The 12,904-nt window shown below is 50.4% G+C and carries 9 protein-coding genes and 1 pseudogene; 5 read left to right on the top strand and 5 right to left on the bottom strand.

The genetic code is table 11. The annotated features are described in order from the left end of the window. Together BZG14_RS07690 and BZG14_RS07695 are read right to left on the bottom strand one after the other, a co-directional pair. A pseudogene (locus BZG14_RS07690) lies at window positions 1-185 on the bottom strand (3-deoxy-7-phosphoheptulonate synthase); the annotation flags it as partial. A gap of 169 nt (window positions 186-354) precedes the next feature. After that, window positions 355-1,824 carry a protein adenylyltransferase SelO gene (locus BZG14_RS07695; protein WP_077486284.1) on the bottom strand — a complete coding sequence of 490 codons (1,470 nt, stop codon included), beginning with the start codon at window positions 1,822-1,824 and terminating at the stop codon, window positions 355-357. A 182-nt stretch (window positions 1,825-2,006) separates the two neighbouring features. Between BZG14_RS07695 and BZG14_RS07700 the strand changes: the two genes are divergently transcribed. Continuing rightward, window positions 2,007-2,840 carry a CvfB family protein gene (locus BZG14_RS07700; RefSeq protein ID WP_077486276.1) on the top strand — a complete coding sequence of 278 codons (834 nt, stop codon included), beginning with the start codon at window positions 2,007-2,009 and terminating at the stop codon, window positions 2,838-2,840. A gap of 242 nt (window positions 2,841-3,082) precedes the next feature. Here the strand turns inward: BZG14_RS07700 and BZG14_RS07705 are convergent, their stop codons facing one another. Genes BZG14_RS07705 through BZG14_RS07715 form a run of 3 tightly spaced genes read right to left on the bottom strand, consistent with a single transcriptional unit; the run spans window position 3,083 to window position 8,729 of the window. Continuing rightward, window positions 3,083-5,719, bottom strand: a complete 2,637-nt coding sequence (locus BZG14_RS07705; RefSeq protein WP_077486275.1) for a PqiB family protein — start codon at window positions 5,717-5,719, stop codon at window positions 3,083-3,085. Then, window positions 5,682-6,926 (bottom strand): paraquat-inducible protein A, encoded by a 1,245-nt coding sequence (locus tag BZG14_RS07710; protein WP_077608430.1) that lies wholly within the window; start codon window positions 6,924-6,926, stop codon window positions 5,682-5,684. The genes BZG14_RS07705 and BZG14_RS07710 overlap by 38 nt, the downstream gene beginning before the upstream one ends. Before the next feature lie 3 nt (window positions 6,927-6,929). Then, entirely contained in the window at window positions 6,930-8,729 is a 1,800-nt protein-coding gene (locus BZG14_RS07715) for an ABC transporter ATP-binding protein (protein WP_077608431.1), read from the bottom strand. A 76-nt stretch (window positions 8,730-8,805) separates the two neighbouring features. Here BZG14_RS07715 and BZG14_RS07720 point away from each other — a divergent pair, with 76 nt between their 5' ends. The 4 genes from BZG14_RS07720 (at window position 8,806) to BZG14_RS07735 (ending at window position 12,900) form a co-directional block, all read left to right on the top strand. Then, a complete protein-coding gene (locus tag BZG14_RS07720) occupies window positions 8,806-9,264 on the top strand; it encodes a GAF domain-containing protein (protein ID WP_077458723.1) in 459 nt (152 codons plus the stop codon). Between the two features lie 114 nt (window positions 9,265-9,378). Further along, a complete protein-coding gene (gene proQ / locus BZG14_RS07725) occupies window positions 9,379-10,035 on the top strand; it encodes an RNA chaperone ProQ (protein WP_069362426.1) in 657 nt (218 codons plus the stop codon). 17 nt (window positions 10,036-10,052) lie between these two features. After that, on the top strand, window positions 10,053-12,062 hold the full coding sequence (prc, locus tag BZG14_RS07730; RefSeq protein WP_077600007.1) for a carboxy terminal-processing peptidase: 2,010 nt from the start codon (window positions 10,053-10,055) through the stop codon (window positions 12,060-12,062). Between the two features lie 187 nt (window positions 12,063-12,249). After that, window positions 12,250-12,900: a hypothetical protein gene (locus BZG14_RS07735; RefSeq protein WP_077458720.1), complete on the top strand. Its 651-nt coding sequence runs from the start codon at window positions 12,250-12,252 to the stop codon at window positions 12,898-12,900. Window positions 12,901-12,904: the final 4 nt, after the last annotated feature.

A 12,904-nucleotide genomic window follows, 5' to 3' on the forward strand; every position in this document is an offset into this window, starting at 1 on the left:
GAGCAGGGCCCAACAATCACGAGAAGCCGCTGATCGTCGCCATTTAGAATGCGACTGATCGCCTGTCGAGCGGCGGTGATATGGTGAGCAACACTGTCGCTGATGGGGTGGGCAGCTTCCACCTCTGCGGGCGTGGGCATGGTATCGACCACGCGTGTTCGAAGCTCATCGGTTTTCAGGGGCATAGAGGACAGCCTTCCTCACATCTTATTCTGTTGCGAAGCCAGTAAGATAGCAAAAAACGCCGCCCATGAAAGCATCAATGTGACATCTGTTGGATTTTTCTTATTAGAATGCCCTCTTGGCTGGGCAGCGTGCGCCTCGGCCAAATAAATGGCGGAGGCGCACAATGTTTTAGGATGAGCAGCTTAGCGTCAAATCTTTCTCATCATCATTGGGGCGTTGGGAAAGGTGGTCGAGGTCGCTGTGTGATCGAAAGGGGTCAGCCAGAACACGCATTAAATCGTGCGTTGGCTGCATGTCGCCTTGTTCTGCCGCCTCGATTGCTTGTTGGGCCAAATAATTACGTAAAACAAATTTAGGGTTGGTGGCCTGCATGCAAGTGAGGCGAGTGTTGTCGTCATGTGCCGCTACCCGTTGGTGGTACTCGCTTAACCAAGCCGTTAATGTGTCAGCATCTGATACGAGGTCGTTAAACTGGCTGAGTGTCTTTGCGCTTAATAACGCATCTTGTGTGATGTGGCTGAGCCTATGAAAGAACAGGGTATAATCGACACGTTGAGACTCGAGCAACGAAAAGAGGGCATTGAACAACTCACTGTCTCCTTGCTGGGCATCGGAGATCCCGAGTTTATTGCGCATTACCTGACTATAAGCAACTTGGAGGTGATGCTCGTAACCGCCGAGAATGTCGTTAATCACGTCACTTTCAAGCAGCGGCGTAAAGGCGTAGCCAAGCGCAGAGAGGTTCCATAGCGCAATAGCCGGTTGCTGATTAAAGGCATATCGCCCGGTGTAATCAGTGTGGTTACAAATATTACTCGGATTGAAATCATCCAAAAAAGCATAGGGGCCATAATCGAAGGTCTGGCCTAAAATCGACATATTGTCGGTATTCATCACCCCGTGATTAAAGCCGACTGCCTGCCACTGGGCAATCATTTCTGCCGTGCGTTCGACAATTTCCTGTAGCAATGCGGCATAGGGCGTCTCGGCCTCGGCAAGCTCAGGGAAGTGGCGTGCAATGACATAATCAGCGAGAGTGCGCAGCGCATCGTGCTGTCGGCTGTAAAATAAGTACTCAAAGTGGCCAAAACGCACGTGGCTCTCGGTAACGCGAAGCAGCGTTGCGGCGGTCTCGATACGTTCGCGCATCACCGGGGTATCGCTGGTGGCCATGGCTAATGCTTGTGTGGTGGGGATGTTGAGCCCCCTCATGGCGGCGCTAGCGAGATACTCACGGAGTGTCGAACGCAACACCGCTCGACCATCGCCGTGGCGGCTATAGGGGGTTTTTCCCGCCCCTTTCAAATGCCAATCCCAGAGTGTGCCTTTATCATCACGCCACTCCCCCAATAACACCCCACGGCCATCACCGAGTTCAGGGTTATATTGACCAAATTGGTGCCCTGTGTATTTCATTGCAAAGGGTTGGCGGCCCGCAAGCGGCGCCTCCGCAGACAGAATCGCTCGAAAGCTTTCACTGTGAATGTCTGCCGTCGTTAATCCAAGCTCATCAGCCAGTGCGGCGTTGTATGTTAGAAGCCGGCCATTGTCGAGGGGAGTGGGTTTCACTGCATTGCCAAAAGCACTGCCTAGCTGGCTAAAGCTAAACCGAATGTGTTCACCATCAAATACTGCCATATCTTCCCCCTTGGTTTTATGGTGTAAGCCTAACAGCTTAGCGGTGGCTAACAAGAGATAGAATGTAGGGATATTCGCTGGCATGGTTTGGTGTTTTTTTCCTCACCCACAACGCATTTCTTCCACATCTGAAGGACAAATTGCGTATACTCACAGGCATTATTTTTTACAGCACTGAGACAATGATTAAACTAGGCCAATACAACACATTGACGGTAGTGAAGCAGGCAGACTTCGGCGTGTTTCTTGATGGTGATGAGTTCGGCAATATTTTGCTGCCAACTCGGTACGTCCCGGAGGATACCCATATCGGCGACGAGCTTAATGTGTTCATCTATTTTGACTCCGAAGATGACATTATTGCCACCACTGAAACGCCGTATGTGCAAGTGGGCGAGTTTGCATCGTTGCGCTGTGTTGGCGTGAATTCGGTCGGGGCGTTTGTCGACTGGGGGTTAAGCAAAGATTTATTGGTGCCCTTTAGCGAGCAACGTACGCGCATGGAAGAGGGTAAGCCTTATGTGGTTCGCGTATACACGGATAAAGCCTCGGGCCGTATCGTCGCTAGCCGCAAATTCAACAAGTTTATCAGCGACGAAAAGCCGCGTTTAAAAGCGGGTGACAAAGTGTCGGTCATCATTACGGATATCACTGATCTCGGCTTTAAGTGCGTGGTGAATAATCAGTACTGGGGGCTTATTTATCGCGCTGAAGCGTTCGGGAAGCTGTTTATCGGTAAAAAGCTCAGTGCCTTTGTAAAAACCGTGCGTGAGGACGGCAAAATCGATCTTGCCCTACAAAAGCACGGCAAGGCGCGGGTTGATGATCTGAGTGACAAAGTGATGAAAACGCTTGAGAGCAAAGGGGGCTTTCTACCACTCAATGATAAGAGCTCGCCGGACGCTATYTTTTCTCTCTTTCGTACCAGCAAGGCCACGTTTAAAAAGACGTTGGGCGGACTTTACAAGCAACGTAAAATTCGTATCGAAGCGGACGGGATTTACCTGAACAAGTGACGGTGTCACTTTCTAAGCGTAAAAAAATACCCGGAACGTCCTGTTCCGGGTTCAGGGAAAAGGCTCAAAGAGCCATATGCCAATATTTAGGTTGTGATTACTAAAGTGTAGTCTATCAATAAAGGCTTGCCAGTTTGTGACACGACTTTGTGGAATAAACAGTATTATCAGGGGCCTAGCGAGTAAGCCAAGGTCCCTGATTTGCTGTTAAAGCGCCTATCGATGGTCACTTTGTACGGCGTTTATGGTGTTGGAATAGCGGTTCGCCATTCTCGCCATACTTTTTTGCTCTCACTGTGCAACAAGAAATGGCGATGATTATTGGCCACCGGCTGCAAAGGTTGATCGTCTGGAGTTGAGAAAGCAATACCGCCTTTCAGCAAACTATCAATGGTGCCACTTTTTAGATCCGCCCCTGTCAGGCCGATGGATACATCGACCCCGGACTCGTTCCAAAATACCGTGTTTTTACGAACCAGGTGCGCATACTGTGGCGCGACTTGTAGCTCGAAAATGACTCGGTCAGATAGCTCGCCTAATTTAACGCTAGAGACGATACCCACTTCTATATCGCGATGTAACACGGGTGTGCCAGGGGCGATAGAGTGGCGAGCGTCACTCTCCAGGATGAGTGTCAGCCCTTTTGGATATTTGGGCGAGTCATGGAGAGTGAATTGTTGGGTGAAGTCGCCCTCGCCGGGGACCACCGAGATATAGGTGCCAAATAGTGAGTCCAAGTTCTCTGTTTTAGTGAGGCTGAGGACGGGTTGAGTGAGCCAGAAATAGCTGCCGGTGCGCGCAAGCGCATTTTTGTATTCAGGGTAGAGACGAGCCTGAATGGTCACGTTTTCGTGGTCGAAGTCGGGGCTTAGGGTGATCACTTCGCCAACATCGACTCCTTGATAACGGATCGCGCTGCCCACTTTCACCCCGTTGGCCTGGTCAACCGTTAGCCTGATATCAACACCGTATTGGGCGGCGTCTTGCTTTGAGGGATAAAGCTTCCAATCGCCGTTTCGTTGATTACTGATGCCAGGCATGGTGCCGAACGCGATACCGCCGTTAACCAGTGACCGCAACGAGCCTGTATTAATTTCGACGCCGCTGAGGTTAGCTTTGATATCCAGCCCAGATTGATTCCAAAATACGGTTTGCGGATTAATCAGATGCTTATAGCGATTATTCACCGCGATGGCGATAGACACACTGTTGCCGTTCAGCTGATACCCTTCGACGTGGCCGACCACAAAGTTACGGTACATCACCGGGCTGCCTTCGCTCACACCGGGCATACGACTCGCCACTAAGGTAAAGCGTGTTTCACCGCGGGCATCTTGCTTGGCGTGCTTCGCTTGGATAGGGGAGGTGTACAGTGGATACGTCTTCTTAACGCCTTTTGCCCCTTCACTGGTAAAGCTTAAAGCCGGATCGGCAATTTGCTCCATCGCTGGCACGACCACATTGAGACCATCACCACTGAACTCGCCCGTGATCCCACCGAGAATAAAAAACTGCGATTGTTGCTTCACCAAATGGCGGTATTCTGGGTAAATGAGCAGCTTCAAAGTGACAGTGTCACTTTCGTTAAGCCCGACACGGTCGATAAAACCCACTTGAATGCCACGATGTAATACTTTGGTGTGGGGAGTTAAGCCGTAGGCATCGTCTGCGGTTAAGGTGACCGTGAGGGCATTGGCCAGTTGCTTTTGCTGTTGGTGCCAAGTGCGGGCAGTAAAGATATCGTCAGGCATCGCGGGATCAGCATCTGCCGAACCAGGCTGGATCGCCAAGTAGTTGCCGAGGACTAAATTCCCCAGGTTCTTTAGTCCATCAAAACCAATTTGTGGCTGTTCTATCTGAAAATAGGTGTCTTGGTTGAGCAGCCAGGTCATGCTGGGGTCAATGTGCGCGGTCGCGACAGGCTGCTGTTGCTGTGCGTCGATGTCAATATGGGTAATTTCACCGATTTCTAACCCTTGATAGGTGATCTTCGTCCCCGCGCCGGGCAGCCCATGTTGTTCAGGGAGCGCTATTTGTATCGATTGACCGCGTGCAGCCTGTGAAAGGCTTTGATAAAGCTGGAAAGGGCGACCTTCTTCAAGTGTTGGGCTTGCTTTCGGGGAGTCGAATGCAATGCCACCGGCAATCAAGCTCGCCACACTCTCGAGCTGCACGTCAACACCAGACACATCAACATTGGCTGTTACACCACTGATGGACCAAAAGCGTGAGTCTTGTTTGAGTAAATGCGAGAATGGCGGCTCAATTAACGCGGAGAGCGTCACCCCTTGCGAATCTTGATCAAGCCGGTAACTGTAAATTTCGCCGACACGAATTTTCCGATAGTAAATCGGCGAGCCGACATTGAGTGATCCTAATGTCGGTGCGTGTAGCTTGACCGTTGTGCCGGCTTTATCGGCGATGTCTGTCGGTGGTTCGTCACGCGCAACAAAGGATAGGCTGGGGTCGCCGCTACCCGGTTGTAAGGCAATATAGTTGCCTGAGACCAAGGTTTCGAGGCCGCTGATGCCAGTGATTGAGGCGCGTGGTTTCACAAGCCAGAACTCGGTGCCACTGGTGAGCAGTTGTGTTGCTTCTGGATAGATATTGGCATCAACATAAATGCCGTCCAAGTCATCCGCGAGTGTAATATTGCGCACCTTCCCCACTTCTAATCCTTGGTAACGGATCGTGGTTTGGCCAGCTTCTAATCCTTGCGCATCGCTAAACACAATTTGAATCCGCTGCCCCGCTTCACTGATGGATTGAAATAGCAGCCAAGCGGCCATCAATAAGGCTAATACAGGCAGTATCCATAGAGGAGACAAGCCATAGCTGCTTTTAACGATCGGTGAGGGTATGTCTTGTTTGTCGCTCATGATGATCCCATATCAAACGCGTATCCAGAAATTCAGTGGCAAGCATGGTTAATACCACGACCAAGCCGAATGCAATGGCACCCGGTCCAGGCATAAAGTCCATAATGCGACCACGATCGACTAAGGCRACCATAAACGCAATCACGAATAAATCCATCATCGACCACTTTCCAATCCATTTCACGCCTCGGTATAGCCACATATGTTGACGTGGTGTGATGGCGGTAGTGCACCGTAAGCTTATTAATATCAAACTTAGCCCTAGTATCTTTGCAACGGGCACGACGATACTGGCAGTAAAAATGATCGCAGCGATGCCTGGCATCCCATTATTAATCAGACTCGCGACCCCAGAAAAAATGGTGTCTTCAAGTCGAATGCCGTTGGAGAACAAAATGGAGATTGGGAACAGGTTGGCCGGAAACAGAAAAATGGTCGCGGTGATCAAACAGGCCCAGGTTTTTTGTTCGCTGCGTATCAGACGAGGATGAAGCACTTGGTGGCATCGAGTGTCTTGCTTGACGGTTTGAGTCAGCCCACAGTGGTCGCAGCGCACCAGTGGCGCATTATTGGGCAGCGGCGTTGGCTGTGCAAACGCATCCCAATATCTTTGCGTATTGACCCGCACCAGTAAAACCGATAGCAAGATTTGTATCGTCGCATAGCAGGCAAGCCCTACGGAAAAGTGCAGGGTGGCGTAATCTTGGATTTTAAAACAGGCGATGGCTAAGCTAACCATTAAAACATCCGCCATCACCCAGTGGCGGCTGTGCGCAATCACGCGCACCGCTGGACGAAACCATCGGATAGATTGTCGGCGTCGAGAGAGGTGCAGCACCAATAAGGCACAGGTAAATAAAAGCGGTGCGAATGACGCACAGAATATGACGAGGCTGGCGACAAATGGAAATGAAGACCAAAGTATCTCGGCACCGGTAAGCACGGATGTGGTGATGGTTTTTCCCAGTAAATCGATGGAAAGGAGTGGCAGAAGGTGAGCGGGCAGAAACAGCACCAAAATCGTCAGCGCTAAGGCTATTTCCCCATTAAAAGATAGCCGCCGTCCGTGTGCGAGCTTGGTGGTGCAGCGTGGACAGATCGCTAGGTGATCGGAGCCTGTTTGGCACGGTTGTAACACCAGATCGCACCCCGAACACCTCGTTAAAGGTGGAGACGTCGCCCACGGTTTGTCTGGTGATTGTGTCATGGTCTACTTTCCCGCCGCCTGTTGTATTGGCCCATACAAGGTTTGATAGACCCCGGGCGCATTAACAAGCTCTGTGTGCGTGCCTTGTTGGGTCACTTGTCCTTCATCCAACACATAAATCAGATCGGCTTCTTTAACTGCCGAGAGACGGTGAGCAACGATAAGGGTTGTCCGTCCCGCCAAAAATGTTTGCATTGCTTGGTGCAGCGCGCGCTCAGTGGCCGTATCTAGCGCTGACGTGGCTTCATCTARGATAACCAGTTTAGGGTCACTCAGTAGCATGCGTGCAATCGCCACGCGTTGTCGCTGACCGCCAGATAAACGGATCCCTTGGCGTCCAAGCGGTGTATCGAGTCCGTCGGTGAGCTGTGTTACCACATCCCCCAATTGGGCGTGCTCGATAGCTTGCCAAAGCGCGGTGTCAGCGAGATGACGCCCCAAGCATAAGTTATTTCTCAACGTATCATTAAACAGTACAGGCTGTTGCAATACCACGGCAATTTGATGACGGAGGGCATCCATGTCGACATGATTAATCGAGTGGCCGTTAAAGCGTATATCCCCTTGTTCTACCGGATACAGTCCTAACAGCAACTGAATGAGGGTTGATTTTCCGCCGCCACTGGCACCGACTAATGCGACACGCTGGCCGGCAGGGATATCCATGCTTAAACCATTGAGTACCGATTTATCCTCATCGTAAGAGAAGCATAGGTTATCAATTTCGACCGTTAAGCCCGAGTCCTGTGCGTGGGTGGCGATACGACTGGGATCAATGCCCGCGGGCCGACGCGGCTCTTCGGCCAGTTGTAAAACCTCATTAATACGTGTCATTGCGGCTTTAGCACTGTACCAAGCAAATTGGATCCCGAGCAGCTCTTGGACCGGGCCGAGCATAAACCACAAATAGCCAAATACCGCAAACATCAGACCAATCGACAAATCGCTGAAAAAGACCATGCCCATGGCCACGGCGCGAAACAGCTCAAAACCGATCAAGAACATCAAAAATGATAAACGTCCTGCGGCTTCTGACTGCCAGGCATACTTGTCAGCACTGTCTTTAATCTCACTGGCACTGTGGTCAAGTTGACGTAAATATTCACGCTCTCGATTGGCGGCACGAAGTTGATACAAGCCGTCTAACGTATCCACGAGACGTTGCTGGAAACGCTCAAAAGATTGGTTTTCTTCTGTTTTAAGATGCTTAACCCGTTGGCCAAGGGTGCRGCTTAATGCCACGACAATGGGATTAATTAGCAAGATGAACAGGCCGAGTCGCCAATCAATCCAAAGTAGGACAACCGCGGTGCCAGTCACCGTCAACAGACCAATAATAAACTTGCTTAGTGTGGTACCAATAAACTTATCGATGGTTTCGACATCGGTGACAAGGTGAGAGGTAAGGCCGCCACTCCCGCGTAATTCGTATTCACGCATACTGATCCGCCCGAGCTTGGCAATCAAGTGTTGGCGAATCTTGTAGGTAATCGCTTTGCCGACGAGCGTGAACTGGCGGCTTTGTAAAATATTGAGTCCCTGGCTAATCACACGCATCAACACGACAATCACCAACACAGCGGCGATATAGACGGCCGCATGCTGCCAGCTCGTTGGGAGCAGGGTGTTGAGTACCGCAAGCCCCCAGTCTGGCTTGTCTAGCAATACCTCATCGACCAATAATGGCATGAGTAACGGAATAGGCACACTGACCAAGGTGGCCGCAATGGCTACCACATTGGCCCAAATAAGCCGAGTGCGATGGGGTCGAGCTTGGTCAAGAAGCCAGCGCCAAGTGATCATAAATAGGGTTACTCAATTGAAAAGTCTTTGGATTATTTCTATTGTAATGGTCTTGTTGTTTGAGATGCAGTGATTTATGGAAAACAAAGCTGATTTTTACCGTTTGTTAACCCAACAAGCGGTTGCGTTATGCGAAGGGGAACCCAACCTTATTGCAAAACTGGCGAATATAAGTGCGTTACTCAATAGCCAGCTTGAAGATATTAACTGGGTGGGTTTCTATCTCGACGAAGGCGCAGAGTTAGTGCTCGGCCCGTTTCAAGGCCAACCAGCCTGTGTACGTATCCCTTATGACAAAGGGGTATGTGGGGCGGCCTATCGCCAAGATACCGTGATGCGAGTAGAAGATGTTCACGCCTTTGAAGGACATATCGCGTGTGACGCGGCGAGTAACTCGGAAATTGTGGTGCCTGTTCGGGTCAATGGCCAATTACAGGCAGTACTGGATATTGATAGTCCAAGTATCGGTCGCTTTGACCAAGAAGATGAACATGGACTGGCTACTTTGGTCAAAGAAATGCAAAAACACTTGTGATTTCGCCAATCTTGGTAGTTTTTTCATATCAGGTATCTATAATACGCACCACTTTCATACTTAAATACACGTAGATACGCTGCTGTGGTTTCTCGCAGCAGGCCAGGAAAAAACATGGAAAATACTGAAAAGCTCGCGAACAGCAAAGAAGTCATTGCCTACATTGCTGAACGTTTCCCTAAATGTTTTACTGTTGAAGGCGAAGCCAAGCCGTTAAAAATTGGTATTTTTCAAGATCTTGCGACACGTCTTGAAGGCGATCCCAAGGTAAGCAAAACCCAATTGCGCGCTGCGCTTCGTCAGTACACGTCTTCCTGGCGTTATCTGCACAGCGTGAAACCAGGGGCGTCACGCGTTGACCTTGATGGCAATGCGTGTGGCGAGCTTGAGCAAGAGCATATCGACCATGCTGCGCAGACCTTGTCAGAAAGCAAAGCGCGTGCGGCAGAGCGTCGTAAGCAGCAACAAGCGAAAAAGTCAGAAGGCCAGGCGAAAAATGCGGGTAAAACCGCACCAAAAGGCAAAAAGGCGGCTGCGCAATCAGCGAAAGGCCGTACGAGTAAACCAAAGCCCGCTAAAATGACTAAGAAAGAGAGTGAGCCACGTCGCGAACTCAACGCCAACGACGTTGTCGTAGGTAAAGACGTGAATGTGAACATGGGCAACGGTAATCTGCCAGCGACCATTGTTGAAATTAACAAGGATGAGGTGCGTGTTCGCCTGACTAACGGGTTAACCATGTTAGTAAAAGCGGAGCACCTCAGCGCCTAAAGGAGACTCCTCGACGCATGTTTTGTCGACGCCGCGTTTCGGCTATCGCTGCCAGCTTGATGCTGGCAGCCTCTGCCCAGGCCGTAGAAGCCAATTTTCAACTCAGTGAACTCCCTTCACTGTCCGCTGAACCTCAACACGAAACCGCTTCCAAGCGTGTAACTTCTCGTTTCACTCGATCCCACTATAAGCAGTTCGCGCTCGACGATGCCTTCTCAGCGGCGATTTTTGATCGTTATTTGGAAACACTGGATTATAACCGTGTGTTTTTAACCCAAGGTGACGTCGAACGTCTATCACGCTGGAAAACGCGCTTAGATGACCAGCTTAAAGAAGGTGATACACAAGCAGCCTATGCGATTTACAATCATGTGCTGAAAAAACGCTTTGAGCGTTATCAGTACGCGCTGCGCGTGTTGGACAAGCCCTTTGATTTTTCTGCTGACGAAAGCATGGTGCTAGATCGGACGGAGCGGCCTTGGGCGGCTGACGAAGCCGAACTGGATGCCATTTGGGATAAACGGGTTAAAAACGATGCCTTGAACCTACGTTTGACGGGGAAAGAGGATGAAGAAATCCGAGAGACCTTGGGCAAGCGTTATAACAGCGCATTGAAGCGTTTAACCCAAAGTCACAGCGAAGATGTGTTTCAGGTCTACATGAATGCCTTTGCGCGTGAAGTTGACCCTCACACCAGCTACCTATCACCACGTAATGCCGAGCAATTCCAGTCGGAAATGAACTTGTCCCTCGAAGGAATAGGGGCGGTGTTACAAGTGAAAAACGAATACACAGTGATTCGTTCCCTCGTCGCCGGTGGCCCGGCATCTAAGTCCAAACAGCTTTCACCTGGCGACCGTATTATTGGCGTGGGCCAAGAGGACGAGGCGGTTGTTGATGTGATTGGCTGGCGATTGGACGATGTGGTCGAGCTGATTAAAGGCCCTAAAGGCAGTGAGGTGAAACTCAAGATTTTGCCCGAAGGGGCGAACGCTAAGAGTTACAACGTCACTCTCACCCGTGACAAAATACGCCTAGAAGATCGCGCGGTAAAATCTGACGTGATTGAGCGTGGTGACGAAAAAATCGGCGTACTGACGGTCCCCGGGTTTTACGTCGGGCTGGCCGATGACACCAAAAAAGAGATCGCCAACCTTAAAGAAAAGGGGATCAGCGGCATCGTTGTCGACTTACGCAATAACGGTGGTGGTGCACTGAGTGAAGCAACTGCGCTCAGTGGCTTGTTTATTGAGAAAGGCCCCATTGTACAAGTCAGAGACAGCTATGGGCGAGTGAAAGTGAACAGTGATACGGACGGCAAACGTTTCTACGACGGGCCGATGACGGTATTAATCAATCGCTATAGTGCGTCAGCGTCTGAGATCTTTGCCGCGGCAATGCAAGACTACGATCGCGCGGTCGTGCTTGGTGAGCAATCTTTTGGTAAAGGAACCGTACAGCAGCACCGTTCGCTCAACCATATTTATGACTTGTTCGACAAACCGCTGGGTTACGTGCAATACACTATCCAGAAGTTCTATCGGATTAGCGGTGGCAGTACCCAGAACAAAGGTGTGGTGCCAGATATTGTCTTTCCTTCCCCCGTCACACCGGATGAAACCGGTGAGAGTGTCGAGGAGAATGCGCTTCCTTGGGATCGGATTGAAAAAGCAGATTATCAACCAAGATCGCTGCCTTCGTCGCTGGTAAGCACGCTGGGCGAAAGGCACAAAGCGCGGATCAAAGATGATCGTGAATTCGACTTCATTCGCCAAGATATTGCGCGTTACCAAGAAGAGAAAGATAAAAATACGATTTCTTTGAACGAAGAAGAACGTCGTAAAGACATGGATCGGGAAGACGAAGCGCGTTTGGCGCGGTTGAATACGCGCCAGGAAGCATTGGGAGAGCCCCCCTTTAAAACGCTCGATGATGTGCCTAAAGACTACGAAGAGCCAGATGCATACTTAGATGAAGCCGCGAGCATCACAAAGGATTTGGCTAATCTTCTTTCTGCCAACCGTTAGGTAGCAGGTCGGCATTGTCCGAGTCCCCCCAAGCCTAGGCCATTCGTCTAGGCTTTTTTATGACATTATGGTGACGACGAGACGGTGTCACTCAACATGAAACGAGATCTTGCTCAAAAAACTGCATAAAACTGGGAAGTCCGTCTAACCTTATTGGTAGGGCATCACTGCCAATAAGGGGGAAGGTATGCGTTGCTTATTGGGTGCTTTTGTGGCCTTAGTGATGGCGTTGCCAGTACGCGGTGACGACTTAGCGCGATTTGACGTCCCGTTACTGCTTGGTCAATGGTATTGGTTTAGTGCTGAGGAAGAGTCAGAGGCTCGTCATCCTTATAAAGCCATTAACCTTTCGTTTAATTCTCATTATGAATTTCGTATTGATATGCTGCGTCGTGACGGGCAACTTGAAACGGCGGCCGGCAGATATACGGTGAACCATCAAGCATTACGGTTGTACGATGGGCAGGGGGCGGATCAAGTGCATGCCTACCAGTTGAATCACAACCAGTTGCAGCTTCAGGGGGCGGTTTTTACCAAACTGCTGCCGGAGGATCTCTCCGGTGTATGGCGTTCAAACCGTATTGAAGGGGAAGATGTGAGTGAAGCGGTGGATGGTGTGTCGCTGAAACTTCGCCCAGACTTTCTCTTCGCGATGCAGGTGCGTGGCAACGATGGCCGCTCCATTACTCACCGCGGGGTGTATTTGGTTGAAGGTGACAACCTGATGCTTATTTATGAACAAGGACGCCATTCATCCCAGTACCAACTCGCCTCAGATACCTTACGCTTAACCAATGAGGTGTTTGGTATGGAGGCGGTGTTACAACGCCAACGTTAGCGGT

The sequence above is a fragment of the Salinivibrio sp. IB282 genome, from assembly GCF_001995685.1.
Taxonomy (GTDB): domain Bacteria; phylum Pseudomonadota; class Gammaproteobacteria; order Enterobacterales; family Vibrionaceae; genus Salinivibrio; species Salinivibrio kushneri.

Coding starts and splice junctions, on each gene's coding strand:
- BZG14_RS07695 (WP_077486284.1), bottom strand. CDS start 1,824: ATGGCAGTATTTGATGGTGAACACATTCGGTTTAGCTTTAGCCAGCTA.
- BZG14_RS07705 (WP_077486275.1), bottom strand. CDS start 5,719: ATGAGCGACAAACAAGACATACCCTCACCGATCGTTAAAAGCAGCTAT.
- BZG14_RS07720 (WP_077458723.1), top strand. CDS start 8,806: ATGGAAAACAAAGCTGATTTTTACCGTTTGTTAACCCAACAAGCGGTT.
- proQ (WP_069362426.1), top strand. CDS start 9,379: ATGGAAAATACTGAAAAGCTCGCGAACAGCAAAGAAGTCATTGCCTAC.
- prc (WP_077600007.1), top strand. CDS start 10,053: ATGTTTTGTCGACGCCGCGTTTCGGCTATCGCTGCCAGCTTGATGCTG.
- BZG14_RS07735 (WP_077458720.1), top strand. CDS start 12,250: ATGCGTTGCTTATTGGGTGCTTTTGTGGCCTTAGTGATGGCGTTGCCA.